Consider the following 17974-nt stretch of genomic DNA (forward strand, 5'->3'; position numbering starts at 1 on the left):
TACAATTATTTTATAGCAGGAGAAACCAATTCGGGTATAAAATTAATTTCTTGGTATGTGTTTTTTATTTCGGAATATTCTTCTTCTGTTATAGGGATATAGATAACGGCGTTGTTATATTTTATTCCTTTTAAAGATTTTTCCAAAGCTGTTTGGGTGATCGGGTTTTCGTTTAAAGAAAGTATCTTTACTTGTTTAAGTTTTAACAGCGGCGATGGGAAAACAGTAAATTGATTGTTTGACAAATCGATGTGTTTTAGATTTTTTAACCTTGAAAAAGATTTTGGCAGCGTAGAAACAGCTGTATTTGTAAATACTACTTTTTCTAATTGCGAAAGTGCATCAATTTTTTCCGGAATTGTGTTTATTGCGCCACTAACCCACAATACATTAAGATTTTGGAGTGAAAGAATTTCTTCAGGAAAAATATTGATATTGTTTGCTTTTAAAATCAAAGTCTTTAAATTATTTAGGTTTGAAAAACTATTGGGTAAACCTTTTATTTTGTTTCCTGAACATTCAAATAATTCCAACGCGGTTAAATTGTCTATATCAAGAGGAATTTGCGACAGGTTGTTTCCTGTTAAGTATAATTCTTTAAGATGATTGTTTTTTTCTATTTTAGGAAAATTATCCAGATAAATATTACGACCTATTGTAATACTTGTAAGATTTGGTGCATTGTTTAAAATATTTTTAAGCAACAATGTGTCCATGCTTGTTTTGTTACCTCGGTTTTCAATTGATACGGTATTTATCTTATTGAAATCTAACTTTTGCATTTCTTCAAACGACCCGTAGTGAACAGGCTTCTTTTCGTTTATTTTTGTTACAAGCGCATAAATTTTCACGCCACGAGACGGATCTGTTGGTGGTTGTGCTTTACAAATAATTGCAGTAAAAAACAATAATATAAGTATTCTGATTTCTTTCATTATTTTGCTTTCCTTTTATATTCTTTTAAATCAGAAATAATTCTCGCAGCAATATTTATTCACCACTACTTTTATAATCAGCCGAATGTGTTTTAATCAGCTTTCCGTTTTTTGAATACTCTTTTCGTGAGCGCCCCTTTTCTGATAACGTTTCTATTTCATAAGTACCATTAGGATTAGTGGTCTTTTTTGTAACATCACCATTTAAATAGGTTGTTTCTTTAATCAAAATCCCCTCTTCGCGGTATACTTCTACTATTTCAGAGATACCTTTTGGTAAATTCTTCCATGTCTTCTTATATGTGATTCTCGGCATCGTACCCAATTTTTTCGCCTTTGGTTTCGTCTGTAATACTGCAGATATATAATTTTAAGCCACTGTTGTCGTATCTGCAATTATTTTCATAAATTGTTTTTCCTTTGTATTTAATTTTCTCTGTAATTTTTTGATTGTTTTGTAGATAATAATTAGATACAATAGAGTCGTTTTTTGCAAATTCTTCTACAACTAACTGATTCAAATTCATATTGTATAAATCGAATTTTTCAACAATATTTCCTTTAAGAGTGTATTTATACTTATACTTGTGATATTTACCTTCGATAATGCCAGAAGGCGAACCTTCTTCATTGATTTCAAAAAGCATGGTCATTTCGGTATTGTCTTGCTTAACCTCAACTATATATTTACCTGGGTTGAATTTTGAACTGTCTTTTTTTATAAAGTATATTTCTTTACCTACTTTATCATGATCGTCAATTCCTACATTACTGGAAAAATCGGCATAGTCAATTTTTGTCTGCGAAAACACACTTTGTTATATTAAGAATAATAGAATTAGTTGGTTTTTTATATATTTCATATTGTATGTAGCTTTTGTACAGGTTAAAACTCTGTTCCTTTTTTCCACTCGTAATGTTCTATTGGTTGCCATTGTTTTTGCTTTTCTATAAACCAAGTTGTTATTAATGTACTATCACTTGTTTCCCAAGTTGCCTCTTTTATAGAAATTGGTTGCTTAAGTTGTATTTCGGTAAAATAATGTGGAAGAAACCCTCGTAATCCCGCATAATGACTTTCGTTAAGTAGAAAGGTTTCTTCTTCTAAAGCAGTATGTTTTTCTTGGATTTTATTGAATGTTAAATGTTTAATTTCTTTTGCATTTATAAAATTTCGTTCGTTTAAAACAATGATAGAATTGTATACAAATTCATCTTTTTCTGGAATGTATTTTCCACGAATGTCAAAATATATTTGTTTTTGGGTGGCATAATCTTTTACACCAATTTTGCTGAATGGCAACAATTCTTTTGTTTCACAATTGGCATCGCAAGCAATTAGTTTATAGGTTGACCCTAACATTTGGTCTGTAAAAACAGTTTTCCCGTTTGGCAAAATCTCAACAGTTCCTATGTGTTTTTCTTGTTCTTGGTTTTCGAAAACTTCGCAACCGGTACATCGTTCGCGTGTTTCCCACTGTTCACGAGTTAACCAGAAATAAACCAATAAACATCCAACAGTGATAGTTGTTATTATAAATATTGTTTTTAGATGTTTCAACTTCCGCAATATATATAAAAAGTTGGTATTTCGCTTTCGTGGTCTGCATTGCTGTTTAAAGTCAATCCTTCAAAAAAGATATGATCGCCTAGTTCTTTGTTGCTTACTTGTTGTTCTAATTGATACATTAAATCTAGATTGGTAAAATATTTTCCGTTTTGGGCTTTTAGGGTTGCGCAAAGTTCTACCTGAAACATTCCTTCGTCACTGTTGTCTTCATCAAAAGCATCTTCTTCATCATCAAGCAAAGTTTCGTTGGTAGCAATTTCTTCTTTTCCTTTAATCCATGCTTCGTAGCAAATTTCAATCTCGGGTTTATTAATGGCAATTTCTTCTAGTTGCCAAATAGCTTTTTCCTTTAAAATTAGGTGTTGATATTCTTCAATTTCATTATTAAAATCAGTGGTATCGTTGTACTTCTTTCTTTGAAATGCCCATACAATATCACCTAAAACTTCGGTTGAAACTTCATTTTCTGTAGTTTCATTTGTTCTATTACTTCCCGAAGATTCCCAAGAAATAGTATTCCACGGACTGCCGATTTTGGTTTCCAGATAGCCGATATATTTTTTAAGAACACCTCGCCCTGCACTATTATTAAGCCCAACATTTACCTCTCCTATAATGAAATCTTTGCTGTAATTTTCCCAGTTAGTGTAATGTTTTTGAGCATACTGATTTACTTTTTTAAGAATTTTCATTGCTTCGGTTTTTTCCAGATAACTAACATCTGTAGAAGCCGAAATAATGTGAGAAAGCACCGCGGAAATAGTTGCTTTCACGCCATCTTTGTTAGGATTTCACATATTTACGTCTACTTTTTCGGACGTAATTCTTTCCAAAATTGTTCCGTTTTTATCGATACCTGCAACATCGAAATACGAAGCGAGGATTTCTAGGCTGGTTTGTTTATCAACAATACTAAAATCCCGCTTGATAAACTTCGCCAATTCGGCTTTATGTTTTTCTAATTTCGGGTAATTTTCGAATTTGTACAAATAAATCGGCTGCGTTCCATCATCGTCATTTGAGCTAAAAACTGTAAACCAATCTCCGAAAATAGCCGCTCTAAAAGGTGCTCCTAACGCAGTTCCGAAACGTTCATCGAAAGATAGTTCGTTAATTGCTTTTTTATTTTCGCTGTTTTCGGTTTCTTTTAGCTTATTTTCTTGTTCTTTTTCCTGTACCATCTCTTGGTTAGCTTCAGCAACGCCTTCTGCGATTCCTTCTTTAATCGAACCAAAAAGTTCTTTAAAAAATTTAATCATACTGCTTTATTTTTAATTGTGATTTCTTCTTATTATACTCTTTTTACCAACCAGTTACATTAAATAACTAAATCTTTTGATAAGTAAATGTAAATTAATGCCAATGTTTTTAAACGTAAAACGAGGAATTTTTTAATTCCTCGTTTATACTAACAACAATAATCATTCTTTTTTTCAATTCCCTAACATTTTTAAAATACTACGTTTTTAAGATTCGATTTTTGCCCAATACTAATCTTAACTGTTTGTGTTTATAAGTCAAAATTAATACAGATTCACCTATCTGTTTGTAGTACTTTTTCTGTAGAATTTGTAGAATTTGTTCTATACAATATTCTAAAAAAACGCCTTCAGTTGATTTTATTAGACTTTACCCCCCCTTATCACGGTTTATGAGTATTTTACTAAAATGGATATAATCAGCGATTGATTGCCCTTGTTAAACACTCTAAATTTGGATAACAACATTTAATTATTTACATCATGAAAAAATTAGTACTAAGTGCAGCAGTAGCATTCTTTGCAACAGCTTCGGCAATGGCACAAACAAACGTTGATAGTTCTACTCAGAGTGGAACAGGTCATGAAGCAACTACTAACCAAGATGGTAGTGCAAACAACAATCTTTTAAATCAGTCAGGTAGTGATCATACTTCTACGGTTGATCAAGTAGGAGCAGATAATGATGCTATTACTTCGCAAACAAACTCAGGAAGTGAAAGCACAATTAATCAAGATGGTGACGAAAACTGGGCATCTGTTTCTCAATCTGGTATAAACCAAAAAAGCACTCTTACGCAAGAGGGTGACAATAACATTGCATTAACATCACAAAGCGGAAATGGAAACATGAGCAGTGTAATGCAAGATGGAAATGGGAATAATGCTACAACTACTCAGTCTGGAAATAACGATTCTACATTAACTCAACAAGGTAACACAAACGTGGCTACAATCTCTCAAACTGGTGAAAACTGGTCTGAAGTTATGCAAGACGGATCTGGAAATGATGCTATAGTAACGCAAGGTGGAGTAGGAAATAGTTCTGACTTATTGCAAGACGGTAACGGAAATAACGCTACAATTACTCAATCTGATGGTTATAGACCTTTAGACAACAACATCTCTGTTGCAGAGCAAGATGGTAACGACAACACATTATCTGTACTTCAAGTTGGTACTGGCGGAAACAGTTCTGATGTATTACAAAGAGGTAATGAGAACGAAACAAAAATTGTTCAAAACTCTACAAACACTGCAGACGTAATACAAAGAGGTAACGGAAACGAAGTTGATTCTTACCAATTTGGTACAAATACTGTTGAAATTAACCAAAGAGGTAATGACAACTACGCTAAAGAATATGCAAGAGGTACTAACAACAGCACTACAATTAACCAGTTATTTGGTAACAACAATAGTGCAAATGTACGTCACACTGGACCAGGTGGTGCAACAACAGGAAGCAACAATGATGTAACTGTATTACAATCTTTAGGTAACAACAACGAGGCAGGTATTGTTCAATTTGGAAGTGATAATACTGTAGCAATTACACAATCTTTAGGTAACAGAAACTTTGCAGATGTAGATCAAATTGGTAATGGTAATACTGCTACTATTAGCACTACTGCAGGATCTGACAATGATGCTATTGCTTTACAAGAAGGTAATTTAAACACAGCTACTATTACGCAAACTGTGGGCAACTTTAATATGTCTAACATCTCTCAAATAGGTGATTCTAATACAGCAACTGCTTCGCAAACTTTATTTGCAAGTTCAAATGATATCTTTATCTCTCAAACTGGTAACAGCAATACTGGTACTGCATCACAATCTTGGGGTTCAAACAATATGATCGATTTAATGCAAAGTGGTGACATGAACATGGCTACAAGCACACAAATGGGATCAGACCACATGGCAACAATTTCGCAAACTGGTGGTAACCACATGCACACAGGTATGCAAACTGGTTCTGGAAATGTTATGACTATTACACAATCTAACTAATATCATTTTAAAAGATATTAGTTAGATTGTTAAAAAAGCTGTTCTTAATAAATTTCTAAAATATTATGATTTTTATTAAGACAGTTTTTTTTAATTCAAAGTAGTATATAAAATCTATCTAATTAATATATCATGAAAAATATACTATCAACCATTTTAGCACTTTTAGGAACACTGACTGTAAGTGCACAACAAGCAAATAATTCTTTAACTAATAACAAAGAATTGCAAAAAGTACACCCTGAAACTTTAATGCTTAACGCATTAAACAATACACAAGGTACATACATAGTACAAACCGGAAATTACAACGAGGTTACTATTGAAGCACAGCAAATGCAGGTAAATCAAACTGGCGATCATCAGCTTTTGTATTATACCGAAACATCGAAATTAGAACCTTCTAACATGAACATAAATATGGAAGGCGCTAACAATTACATTGAAATTTACGGCAATAACAGCATTATGGAAAACATGTCTATTAATGTGCAGGGAAATGACCGTAGCGTAATTATAAGAAATTACTAATGAACAAGTTTACTGCCCTTTTATTGTTTTTCAGCTTTTTATCTATTGTTTCTGTGGCTCAGGAAAACAGAGATAGCTTAATTGTGGCAAAAATTGAGGTGGTTCAATCAGAAAATACCTTAACCTTTCATCCAACCGTTCAAAACAATGGAGTTTATCATTATGAACTGGATTATTTGCTGCTTGTTAAAAAAACCGATGCCAACAAAAACTTATCGGTAAGTCAGCAAAAAGGGAAATTTACGTTAGAGCCAAACCAAATTGAAAGTTTATCAACCACAACCATTAACCAAACATCAAAACAAAAAGTAACAGCAATTTTATTTATTCGCGATGAAGTTGAAAACCGATTAATCACAAAAGATTCCATTCAAATTACAACTAAAGAATTAAGACCAATTAAAGAATCTTCTTTAAGCATTATGAAAGGAATTGTTGTAGATGATTCTAAAACCAAAATGGGCAGAGATTATTACGATCTTTTTTACTCAACCTACAACCAATATCCAACAAAATTCGATTTTATAATAAACATTACCGAATTACCCCACAGAGGCTTATCAAGCATTATGCAGGTTAAGGTAGATCAAGACCTCATCCTTGAATTTTTTACAAATCCCGACGAAGAGTTTATCAAAGAGCAGGTTGCTACTACCTTTCAAAGATTAATTAGTTACGCAAATCACAGGGGAAAATTGAAAAATGAGTTCACTTACTAAACAGCTACAAAAATGAAAACTATTATACCAACCATACTTATACTACTTTTTGCCGGCACAACTGGTATTGCACAGCAATTGGTATATACACCTGTAAACCCAAACTTTGGCGGAAACCCGCTTAACTACAGTGGTTTATTAGCATCGGCAAATGCGCAGAATAAATTCGATGACAATAAAAACTCGTCAAACAGCAGTTTGTTAGACAATTTTTCTGAAACCGTAAAAAGACAGATTTTATCGCAACTTTCACGAGGTTTGTTCGAAGACAGCGATAAACTGGAAAATCTAGAAGAAGGTACTTTTGAAATTGGAGATTTAATAATTTCTATAGACGAAACTAGAACAGGAACCGTAATTAGAATTATTGATAACAAAACAGGCGAAACAACCGAAATTATCTTATAAACAAGCACACAACAAAACATGAAACTATCTAAAATAAACAGTCTGCTTGTTTTAATTTCTTTGGTATCGCTTCAAAGTTGCGGCGTGTTTTTTAATCCACCTACCGGAATAGAAGAACATTCTGTGATTGGAGAAATAACAGCGTCTGAAAAAGATTTTAAAAAACTACCCGCTCCGCAAGATCCTATTGTGGTGGGGGTTTACAAGTTCAGAGATCAAACCGGACAGTACAAAGCATCAAACATGGGTGCCAACTGGAGTACCGCAGTACCACAGGGTTTAACCACTATTTTGATAAAATCGTTAGAAGACAGTAAATGGTTCTCTCCTATCGAACGTGAAAATATTGGAAATTTATTGAACGAACGACAAATTATCAGAACCACTCGTCAGGAATATTCCAACGGTCAGGGCGCAGACAATCTTCCACCGTTGCTTTTTGCAGGTATTTTGTTAGAAGGTGGTGTAATTTCGTACGATACAAACATACTTACAGGCGGTGCCGGTGCTCGATATTTTGGTATTGGTGGATCTAGTGAGTACAGACAAGATCGTATTACGGTCTATTTACGCGCGGTTTCTACCAATTCGGGCAAGATCTTAAAAACGGTTTACACATCTAAAACCATACTTTCGCAATCTATAAACGCCAGCATGTTCAGATATGTTGATGTTGAACGATTAATGGAAGTCGAAGTTGGTATTACCAACAACGAACCGGTGCAAATGGCAGTTACCGAAGCTATTAACAAAGCCGTATATTTATTGGTTTTAGAAGGAATTAAAGACAATGTTTGGAACACCAAAAACGAAGATAAATCTAAAGCCGATTTGTTGATTAACGAATACAATCAGGAAATTGTTGAAAGCAATAAACGTGTTGCCGGAAAAGGTGTTTGGGATAAAGATCGTAGATCTACTTTCTCATTAGGTGGTTCTGTAACATTGAATTCTTTAAGAGGCGATTATCCGGATATCACAAAAGAATTAGGTGCAACCGGTAACTTTAAATATTTGTTTTCTGATTATTTTAATTTGAGTTTATCTTACGGATATCAAAATCTGGGATCTCCAAAATACTTTAAATCGCAATTTACTTCAGCAGAAGTTGATATGGAATATCTAATGCTACCGTTTAATAACTTCACTCCTTATTTTTCTGCAGGTATCGGTTCAATAAAAGATATTAAAACACCCGATAAAAAACTTCAGTTTAAAACTCAAGTTGGTGCAGGATTAGAACTTTTAGTTGCCAAAAATGTAGGTATCAGAGGTTTTGCAAAATACCACATGGGCTTTAACGATGATTGGGACAATATGGTATCGGGCAAGAGAGACGATCATTTTTTACAATACGGCATTGGCTTACAGGTTTATCTGGGAAAATAACAACAATATATCTTAACACATGAAATCAATATACTTTTTTATACTAACCTTGCTTTCACTTGCTTTTGTAAGCTGTAGCGAAGATACTGTAGACGGAAACGCAAAAGGAACACTAACCGGAAGCGTGCGTTTAGAAGCTTCGAACGAACCACTGGCAAACGTTAAAATCACAACTACACCTGCAACTACAACGGTTTTTACTGACGAGAAAGGTAATTTTGAAATTTTAGGAAGCATGCCAATGGGCGATTTTTCTGTTCGTGCAGAATTGAAAGGATACGTTACCGAATATCAGGCAGTAAGCATTATTGAATACGAGCAAAAAGTGCAGATTGTTTTTGAAATGGTTACCGATGAATCGTTGAATTCACCACCAACCGTTCCTACCCTTATTGCACCTAACAATTTGTCAACCAATTTAACCAACAATGTAGAATTGGAATGGGATTGTACCGATCCTGATAAAGATACGCTTATGTACAAGTTGATTTTTACAAACAACCGTACCAATAACCGTGTGGAAATTCCGAACCTGAAAACCAAAAAAATTACCATGACAGATTTGGATTTCGGAACAACCTACACCTGGCAAATTGTAGCATCAGACAGTATTAACGACGATGTTTACAGTGAAGCTTTTCAGTTTACTGTTCGTCAGAATCCGGAATACCGTTATCATTTTGTTCGAAAAGGTTTGGGCAGCTACAACATTATGGCTACCAATTTAACCGAATTTATAACTATAACGTCGTTAAGCAGTTCTACCTGGCGACCGCGCAAAAACAATACGGCGAACAAACTGGCTTATTTGCAAACGTACAGCGGACAAACGCATCTTTTTACATCAGATTTAGATGGTCAGAACGAAGTAAAAATCAGTCAGACACCTGTGAACGGATTCCGTAGCGACCAATTATCATACGCATGGAAACTTGATGGTAGCGAGTTTATTTTCCCGAGTTTTGATAAGTTGTATAAAATTAACAGCAACGGAACGGGACAAACACAGATATATCAAACCGCAGATGGTCATTTTATATCGAAATGTGCATGGAGTAACGATGGATCTAAAATTGCCATTACCACAAATAACATCAATGGTTATCAGGCAAAAATAATTATTTTAGATACTAACGGGAATGTGCTGCAAACCATTTTGCAAAATGTTACGGGTGCTGTTGGCGGATTAGATTTTGATGCTACCGGAACAAAACTGCTTTACACACACGATATTTCTGGCAACGAAGACTGGCAATACCGCCAATTAGACACGCGCATTTTTGTGTACGATTTTAACAGCAACACGCACAAAGACATTTCGTTTGTAAGTTTAAAACCTATGGGTACGATTGATATCGATCCGATGTTTTCCCCTAACAGTTCAGAGATTATTTTCACAAGCACATCTAACGATATGATTTCGCAAAAGAATATCTATAAAATTAATTTGAATGATGATGATGTTCGTGATTTGATTATATCAAACGCAGAAATGGTCGATTTTAAATAACAAGCTCTTATAATTTTTAACCACATAGAAACATAGTTTAATATGCTTGTTTTATCGAAGATTAATATATGTCTATGAATCTATTTGGTAAAATTAAACTTTACAAATAAGCACAAAATAAACCGCTATTTTCATAGCGGTTTATTAATTTAGTTAAGTGTTGTGTGTATGTTTACAATGCGTATAAATTACTTTTAATTGCAACCTTTACCATAGATGCCGTATTTTTAACGCCCAGTTTATTTAAAATTTTGCGGCGATGTGTTTCAACCGTATGCAGACTTAAAAAAAGATCTTCAGAAATTTCACGGGTACTTTTACCATCGCAAATATATCCCAGTATTTCTTTTTCGCGGTTCGTTAAATCAGAATACAAAAGAACATCATGCTCCAAATCAGTTGTTTTTTCTTTAACTAAATCGTTATTTTCTACCGAATGAAAAAAGTATTCCACTATTAAGTTCCAATATTCGCGCGATAAAACTTTGTTTCCTTTTAAAATCTTTTCAACAAAATCTATAAACTGATCCGATAAAATATTGTTGTTAATCACGCCCATAACGCCAATTTCAAACAGCAGCTTTACATCGCTTATATTAATGTTTGATGTTATTATCAGAATTTTAAAATCGGCATTCAGCGTCATTAAATGTAAAAGATGGTTAAAATCTTTATTTGTGAATTTAACCACATCGTATATTAACAGTTCCGACTGATTTTTAACTTCTGTTTTTATTTTAATCAGGTCCTGTAAATTTTCCTTTCGAACAATCTTTGCATCTGAAGAAATCTTTGTAAGCATTAAATTCTCAATTCCCTCTGAAAAAATCGGATTGTTGATTATTGTATACACTTGTAATTTTTCGTTCATATTATTATGTTTTTAGGTAAGCGTTAAAAGCGTTTTTAACTTAAAAACCTTACAACAACCATTTTTTCTAACCAAATAAAGTGCGCTATGCTGTTTATCAGGTATTCTTTAGATCAATTGTTCTAAACCCAACTTTGTGCAATGCGCGAAAGATATATTCTGTGATAGTTCTGTTATAAGCCCCCTTAAGTATAGTACCAAAATTGTTAAAAAAAAGCCAACACGTTAAGGTAGAAATTACCTGAAATAAAAAAACAGGTAAAAATACCTGCTTTGATTATTTTGTTAGTTTAACGAGAGTTCTTCAAGCGTTACAATATGTTTTTGAAGTGCATAAACAATGAGCCCGGCAACGTTGCGAACGCCTATTTTTGTAAACAAATTGTTCTTGTGCCCTTCTACAGTACGCTGGGTTATAAACAAATGTTCGCCAATTTCTTTCGCTGTTTTTTGCTGGCACAGTAGTTTTATAATTTCCTTTTCGCGTTCGGTTAGCAATTCGTCTTCATCGATCATTGGTTTTGATACTTTAGACGAAATTTGTTCGCGCAGAATTTCCATTTGATCTTTATTTAAATAAAAACCATTTTTATGAACCTGCTTAACGATATCTAGCAGTTCAAAAGGAGACATCCCTTTGGGTAAAAAGCCGGCAACACCTTCTTTAGTCATAAATCCTATGGAATTATCCTGGTAGTGCGATGATACAACGACAACCTTTAATTCGGGATGATTTGTTTTAACGTGTTTAAGTACTTCTAGCCCATCTATTGTTTTCATTTTTAAATCGAGCAGCAGAATGTCTATCGGCTCGGTATTTTTTTCTTCTAAATAATTGAATAACTGGTAACCGTCTGTAGTATCATATACCACCTGTGTTGACTGATCCTGGTTAAAAAAACTCTTCAACAATGTTACAATAAGGTAATCATCGTCTACTAGTGCTAATTTTATTTTTTCCATTCTTTACAAAAAAAATAAAACGGGTTCCTTTTTCTTTTGAACTTTTGTATTTGTATTTAGCATTTAAATTATCTGCCCGCAGGGCGATATTTTGTAAACCAATGCCACTTTTTATTGTTGAACTGTTAAAGCCAATTCCGTTATCTATGACTAATAACACTATAAATTTATCTGTTATACGTAATTTTAAATTAACTTGAGATGCTTGGGCATGTTTGTGTATGTTGTTAAGCAATTCCTGTAAAATACGTACCAATTGCAATTTTATGGTTTTATTTATAGGTCGATCTGTTCGAACATCAACATCTGGATCAATATGATAGAAGCTTTTCCAGCTTTTTAAAATGGTTAACAATATGTTTTCTAACGGTTTTTCTTCGTATAAAGGCGGTGATAATTCATGCGAAATTCTTCGTGATTCATCAATCGCTGTTCCTAATAAATGATCTAACTCTTGCTGGTTGGATCCTATCGCGGTTTTTAACCGTATAACGGTTAGCGTACTGATGATGTTATCGTGTAAATCTGCAGCTATGCGAATACGCTCGTTTTCTTGTGCTTCTAAACTTACTTGCAGTAAAGAGCGCTGATAATCCATTTTTATTCTTATCTCTTCATCTTTAGACCGTAAAACTTTTCTGTACGATATATAAAAAACGCTTATCAAAGTACCTACAAGCAGTATCATTACCCCAATAATGATAACAACAGAAACAAGTAGCGTTTCAGAATCCTGCCATTTTTCCATAAAAACGAAAATTAAACTTTATAAAATTTAAATAAATTTTTACTGTTTTTAAAAACTATAAAAGCTAAAGAAAAATAATATAAAATATGGAGTATAGCATAACTGGAATAAAATACAACAAAGCTTTTATTAGTAAAAGATTGATTAATTATAAAATTTTGAACAACTGTATACACTAAATGTATAGAAAAATAAGCTAAAAATACCATACAAACCATTTGATTAGTTACACTAAATGGCTTTGTATCTTTAAGCTGTTTTAAAAGGTTTGTAACTATTAATACTATTAATAATAAATTTGCTGTAATTTGTGCATAAGCCACATAGTTTAACAGTCCTCTTTCTCTGTAAGTAAATAGGTCATAAATTAAAAATAAACCAGCTACACATATTAATAGCCAAAACATTTTGCTTTTTAACCAATAATTATTTATTAAATAACCCACAATTAGTAACTCACCCAGGCGATACAAAATATCAAGAAAAAGCGTATCACTAATAATTTCAATCTTCGGTGTAAAAAATAAGATATTTATCAAAAAATCGAACAAAAAGCTGAACATTAAATATAAAGCTATTATTTTAAATATCTTCTTCTTGCTTTTTTTAAACACAACTATACTTATTATACTATAAATAATAAGAAAGAATGAATTTACATACGCAAGTATATCATACAAAAAATAATAGTCTCCCATAAATTAAATTAAATCTAAAATATAATATTTTTCATCACTTGGGTACGGCGGTCTCCTCCGTACATTATCATAAAACAAGTCAACATTATCATAAAAAACTAAATCCGCCAATTTTACACTTGCATTTCCGGTATTATCCTTTAATCCAAAATAAACAGTATAATTTTGTGCTTGCAGACTGTATGTGGGTATTCTAAATGACTGATAAACCGGCAAACCACTATTTAACCACGTATTATAATTGGCATTCCAATCTTGAATACGGTTTATAGCATCGGCAGCTTGAATGTATTGTGTGGGTAATGGGAATGTATAACTTTCATACGTTTGATTTGTTACATTAGCAATATCTACATTATGCAAATCAACCACTTTAATATAGTTACCTATATTAGCCTGATAACTTTCATGATCATAAACTTCTGATATAATCGCAAATTTTAGTTTTCCATTTAAAACACAAGCATAAGCATGCAGTGCGTTACCTTGCGGAAACTGTGTCATATCTATATTTAAAGCATTATAATTTTCAAAAAACGGTACTAATACATCTGGACTGTTGCGCAAGCTGTCCCATTTGCGAATACCGTTTAAAATTTCTTCTAGGTTATAAACCGAAACACTATTTGTTTGATAAGTGGTAACATGTTCTTCCTCTGTAACAACATCTAGATTGCTTTGGTCACTGTTGCAACCAAAAATTGTAAACAATAGCATTATTAAAGAATATTTTAAAATTTTCATATCAAAATTTTTAGGTAATATTTAATTTAGATTAAGTTTAATAAATAATAGTTATTACCCGATGCTGGAGGGTATGGGGGTTGTCTTCGAATAGTATCATAAAACACCCCAACATTATTTGTTAAAACTAAATCCGCAGCTTTAACATCAGGTGTTATGATATCATCTTTTAAGGCAAATAAAGCAGCATAATTTTGTGGTTGTAAATCTGTGGTGGGTATGTGAAAGGTTTTGTACATACCAAAAGGTGTGTTAACAACTTCGTGAATCCAATCTTGATAGGTTTCTTTCCAATAATTCACACGCGTTTCTGCCTCTTCTTCAGGGATTTCCTGCCCACCGCCTAACATATGTACGCAAGGACACCAATAGCAGTTAGCACTTAAAACCTCTGGTGCAGAATTTACATCGTTAGCTTCTGATATTACATAAAATCCTAACTCGCCATTTTTTATACCAGCATAAGCATGCAAAGGTACTGTTTGAGGAAAAAGATTCATGTCAAGTTCGAATCCCAACTTGTTCATAAACAATTGCGTTAATATATCAGGATTGGTGCGAACAGCTTCCCAATTTTGCAGAGAAGTAATTATCTCTTCCATTTTTAGTAGTTTTTTAGGTTTTTATTAACAAAACTAATATAAAATCATATTAATCAATACAATTTAAACAATAATATTTTCTAATTTATTGAATGTTTATCAAACATGCCTTTGAATTTTTTACGTAAGCGCTGCAAGGCATCATCCACTACGTCGATTTTTATGTTTAAAACCAATGCTATTTCCGCAGGTTTTAAATCCATTTTATTTAAAATTACAATTCGAAAGTTCATTTCGCTTAAATCAGGAAAGTTTTCAAGCAAAGCATTATAGTAGTCATTTTCTTCTTTTACAAATATATTTTTTAATGCCAGCCAGTTGGTTCCCGACATTTTTTGCTGATCTAATATTTCCTGTAAAAATACTTTTGCCTGATCTTTACTAACGGTATTGGTATTTAGTTTATCAAGTTCTTTTTCTATAAGATCCATTTGTTTGTTTTGATCTGACAAATAGCTTTGATACGATTTCAAGGTAAGATCGTATTCGTTCAATTTACTTTCAGATTGTAATTGATTGATCTTATACTGCAGGATATTTTTCTGATATAACGACTCTTTATTTTTAAAACGCAACTGAATAGATCGAACCATAAAAAACACAAAAACAATAAAAAACAGTGCACTTCCAAAAACGATCCAAAGTTTTAAATTCACTTTTTCTACTTTATCTTTTTCTGCTTCTAACTTGCTGTAAAACTGTTCTTTTTGAGTTTCCCAACCAACCAATTTTATAGCTTCCTGACCATCTTTTGTAACAATATCGGCTCCTAACACATCTAATGCTCGACGCGCTTGAAGTTCTAAAGCAGTATCATTTGTTTTTAAAGCAATTGAAAGATTAATTTGTGCAATTTCATAAGCGTGACTTTTTAAGTAATCCTTACTTAAAACATACTCGTTTGCTAATGCAAGCGTTTGTTTCGCTTTATCAAATTCGTTTGTTTCAACATATACCTTGCTCAATAAAATCTGTGCGTACATGGTATTTCGGTCCGCATTGTTTTGTATCGATATTTCTATGTCTTGCTGTAAAAGCAAAATGGCTTTCTGATATTCTTTTTGATCGAAATGAATCAATGCCAAATCGCCCAACGTTTTTGCATAACGTACTTTATCGTTATTTTCTAACGATACTTCTCTTGACTTTATAAAATAATTACGGGCATTTTCAACAGCTCCCAATTTATAGTAGCTTGACCCGATATTGTTTAAAAAAGTAGCGTAAAGTTTAGAGTTTGATGGTGTAAAAGCTAAGGCTTTTAAAAGATAGTCGATGCTTTTTTGATGCTCGTTTACACTGCCAAAAAAATAAGCATTCTTTTTATAAACATCTGCCGGTTGAATAATATTGTCAATTGTATTTTTATCCAACAAATTAGATGATTTTATAAAAAACGGCATCGCTTTTATGTATTCGTTATACGAATAGTAAAAAAAACCGACCTGCGTATTTACATAAACCAGTAAATTTTCATCATTAATTTTTTCGGCTTCGCTTAATGCTTCCAGGTAAAGCGAAATACTTTCGCTATTTATGTTATCAAAATTCTTGGAATAAGCTTCGGCTTGTAAAACCTTATTAACCACTTGTAAAACCTGACTATCGTGTGTTTTAACCGTTTTGCCTTACGTAGATAATTTTTATTAATGGTAGCAGGTTCTAAAATCTCCTTATTTTCATTAATAAAATTATTAATCAATTTAGTATTGGTATTAGCAGAAACACTGGTGTTGCAGAAAAGCAAAAAAAAAATTATTAAAAAACTACAGCTGTAATTATTTAATAAATAAGGTTTTAGAAAATTATTTTTTAAAAGCATTTCCGTGATACACTAATATTGTATTTTAAATAAATTTACTACAATTATTTTTACTATTTACACGTAATTTTACTCAAAACTAACATTCAGGTAATATTACGCAAAAAAAAGCCGGAATTTATTCCGACTTTTTAGCATTCATTTTTGCAACGATTTGTTTAATTTCCTGCTCTCTCTTTTTAGGATAAATCAATAAAACGTCGTCTTTATCTACAATAATAAAATCGTCTAAACCGCCAATAACCACCAATTTATTAGGATTTGTACGAATGATGTTATTCGTGGCGTTTTCTACAAACAAATTTCCGTTTACCATGGCATTGTCACATTCATCCTTAGGCAGTTTATCATACAAAGATCCCCAAGTTCCCAAATCGTTCCAATCAAAAGTAGCAGGTAAAATAAACACATTATCTGCTTTTTCCATCACGGCATAATCAATAGAAATATTTTCGGCTTTGCTGTAATTTTCTGTAATAAACTGTTTTTCTTCAGAAGTATTGAAAGTTGAATATCCTGCTTGAAACAACTGATACATTTCGGGCTGAAATTTCTCAAAAGCTTCTAAAATAGATCGAACATTCCAAACGAAAATCCCGGAGTTCCAAAGGAAATTTCTTCGCTGAATAAATGTTTTTGCGGTTTGATAATCTGGTTTTTCTCGAAACTGAACTACTTTTTTAATCTGGCGCGAATCTAATTTATTGTATTCGATATATCCGTAACCAGTATTTGGAAATGTCGGGATAATCCCCAAAGTCATTAATACGTTATCGGATTCACAACTGTCAAACGCACGCTGTAAATTCGATACAAACTGTACTTCGTCTTCGATCCAATGATCAGACGGAGCCACAATCATTACCGCATCCGGATTTTGCTTTTTAATTTTCATCGACGCATACAAAATACACGGAGCCGTGTTGCGCATATCGGGTTCTAAAACAATTTGCTCGTTGGTAATCATCGGCAATTGTTCTTTTAGAATATCGCTGTATTTATCGTTCGTTAAAATTAAAATATTTTCTTTAGGAATAAGCTGGCTTAATCGCGTAAAGGTTTTCTGAACCAAGGTTTCGCCCGTTCCCAACATATCGTGAAACTGTTTAGGAAATTCGGGTGTGCTAACAGGCCAAAAACGCGATCCCACGCCGCCTGCCATTATTACTGCATAATAGTTTTTATTCAT

At 32.8% G+C, this 17974-nt stretch carries 20 protein-coding genes; 6 read left to right on the top strand and 14 right to left on the bottom strand.

Annotated features, from left to right (window positions below; translation table 11 throughout):
* Positions 1–5: 5 nt before the first annotated feature.
* The 6 genes from F0460_RS15225 to F0460_RS15250 form a co-directional block, all read right to left on the bottom strand.
* Entirely contained in the window at positions 6–935 is a 930-nt protein-coding gene (locus tag F0460_RS15225; protein ID WP_150014773.1) for a leucine-rich repeat domain-containing protein, read from the bottom strand.
* A 55-nt stretch (positions 936–990) separates the two neighbouring features.
* On the bottom strand, positions 991–1251 hold the full coding sequence (locus F0460_RS15230) for a hypothetical protein (protein WP_150014775.1): 261 nt from the start codon (positions 1249–1251) through the stop codon (positions 991–993).
* Positions 1232–1747 carry a hypothetical protein gene (locus F0460_RS15235; RefSeq protein WP_150014777.1) on the bottom strand — a complete coding sequence of 172 codons (516 nt, stop codon included), beginning with the start codon at positions 1745–1747 and terminating at the stop codon, positions 1232–1234. Before F0460_RS15235 ends, F0460_RS15230 begins: the two co-directional genes overlap by 20 nt.
* 74 nt (positions 1748–1821) lie before the next feature.
* The gene (locus F0460_RS15240) at positions 1822–2496 is read right to left on the bottom strand and encodes a hypothetical protein (RefSeq protein ID WP_150014779.1); all 675 of its coding nucleotides are present in this window, start codon (positions 2494–2496) and stop codon (positions 1822–1824) included.
* Positions 2493–3278, bottom strand: coding sequence for a DUF1266 domain-containing protein (locus F0460_RS15245; protein WP_150014781.1), 786 nt, complete (start codon positions 3276–3278; stop codon positions 2493–2495). Before F0460_RS15245 ends, F0460_RS15240 begins: the two co-directional genes overlap by 4 nt.
* 18 nt (positions 3279–3296) lie before the next feature.
* A complete protein-coding gene (locus F0460_RS15250) occupies positions 3297–3764 on the bottom strand; it encodes a hypothetical protein (RefSeq protein WP_150014783.1) in 468 nt (155 codons plus the stop codon).
* A gap of 483 nt (positions 3765–4247) precedes the next feature.
* Here F0460_RS15250 and F0460_RS15255 point away from each other — a divergent pair, with 483 nt between their 5' ends.
* The 6 genes from F0460_RS15255 to F0460_RS15280 all read left to right on the top strand — a co-directional run bounded on the left by F0460_RS15255 (position 4248) and on the right by F0460_RS15280 (position 10337).
* Positions 4248–5780, top strand: a complete 1533-nt coding sequence (locus tag F0460_RS15255; protein WP_150014785.1) for a hypothetical protein — start codon at positions 4248–4250, stop codon at positions 5778–5780.
* Between the two features lie 132 nt (positions 5781–5912).
* Positions 5913–6311 carry a hypothetical protein gene (locus tag F0460_RS15260; RefSeq protein WP_150014787.1) on the top strand — a complete coding sequence of 133 codons (399 nt, stop codon included), beginning with the start codon at positions 5913–5915 and terminating at the stop codon, positions 6309–6311.
* Complete coding sequence (locus F0460_RS15265) at positions 6311–7030, top strand: CsgE family curli-type amyloid fiber assembly protein (protein ID WP_150014789.1); 720 nt, start codon at positions 6311–6313, stop codon at positions 7028–7030. The genes F0460_RS15260 and F0460_RS15265 overlap by 1 nt, the downstream gene beginning before the upstream one ends.
* A 12-nt stretch (positions 7031–7042) precedes the next feature.
* Positions 7043–7438 (top strand): curli assembly protein CsgF, encoded by a 396-nt coding sequence (locus F0460_RS15270; RefSeq protein WP_150014791.1) that lies wholly within the window; start codon positions 7043–7045, stop codon positions 7436–7438.
* A gap of 18 nt (positions 7439–7456) precedes the next feature.
* Positions 7457–8827: a CsgG/HfaB family protein gene (locus F0460_RS15275; protein WP_150014793.1), complete on the top strand. Its 1371-nt coding sequence runs from the start codon at positions 7457–7459 to the stop codon at positions 8825–8827.
* A gap of 19 nt (positions 8828–8846) precedes the next feature.
* Positions 8847–10337, top strand: a complete 1491-nt coding sequence (locus F0460_RS15280) for a carboxypeptidase regulatory-like domain-containing protein (RefSeq protein WP_150014795.1) — start codon at positions 8847–8849, stop codon at positions 10335–10337.
* Positions 10338–10509: 172 nt separating this feature from the next.
* Here F0460_RS15280 and F0460_RS15285 read toward each other — a convergent pair whose 3' ends face one another.
* The 8 genes from F0460_RS15285 to F0460_RS15320 form a co-directional block, all read right to left on the bottom strand.
* A complete protein-coding gene (locus F0460_RS15285) occupies positions 10510–11208 on the bottom strand; it encodes a helix-turn-helix transcriptional regulator (protein WP_150014797.1) in 699 nt (232 codons plus the stop codon).
* 285 nt (positions 11209–11493) lie between these two features.
* The gene (locus tag F0460_RS15290; RefSeq protein WP_150014799.1) at positions 11494–12171 is read right to left on the bottom strand and encodes a response regulator; all 678 of its coding nucleotides are present in this window, start codon (positions 12169–12171) and stop codon (positions 11494–11496) included.
* The gene (locus F0460_RS15295) at positions 12137–12919 is read right to left on the bottom strand and encodes a sensor histidine kinase (protein WP_150014801.1); all 783 of its coding nucleotides are present in this window, start codon (positions 12917–12919) and stop codon (positions 12137–12139) included. The genes F0460_RS15290 and F0460_RS15295 overlap by 35 nt, the downstream gene beginning before the upstream one ends.
* Before the next feature lie 11 nt (positions 12920–12930).
* Positions 12931–13617 (bottom strand): hypothetical protein, encoded by a 687-nt coding sequence (locus F0460_RS15300; RefSeq protein ID WP_150014803.1) that lies wholly within the window; start codon positions 13615–13617, stop codon positions 12931–12933.
* A 3-nt stretch (positions 13618–13620) separates the two neighbouring features.
* Positions 13621–14361 (bottom strand): hypothetical protein, encoded by a 741-nt coding sequence (locus F0460_RS15305; protein WP_150014805.1) that lies wholly within the window; start codon positions 14359–14361, stop codon positions 13621–13623.
* Between the two features lie 26 nt (positions 14362–14387).
* Complete coding sequence (locus tag F0460_RS15310; RefSeq protein WP_150014807.1) at positions 14388–14963, bottom strand: hypothetical protein; 576 nt, start codon at positions 14961–14963, stop codon at positions 14388–14390.
* An 80-nt stretch (positions 14964–15043) separates the two neighbouring features.
* A complete protein-coding gene (locus F0460_RS15315) occupies positions 15044–16552 on the bottom strand; it encodes a tetratricopeptide repeat protein (protein WP_150014808.1) in 1509 nt (502 codons plus the stop codon).
* Between the two features lie 351 nt (positions 16553–16903).
* Positions 16904–17974, bottom strand: a complete 1071-nt coding sequence (locus F0460_RS15320; RefSeq protein ID WP_150014809.1) for a mannose-1-phosphate guanylyltransferase — start codon at positions 17972–17974, stop codon at positions 16904–16906.

This window comes from Paenimyroides baculatum, from assembly GCF_008629655.1.
Taxonomy (GTDB): domain Bacteria; phylum Bacteroidota; class Bacteroidia; order Flavobacteriales; family Flavobacteriaceae; genus Flavobacterium; species Flavobacterium baculatum.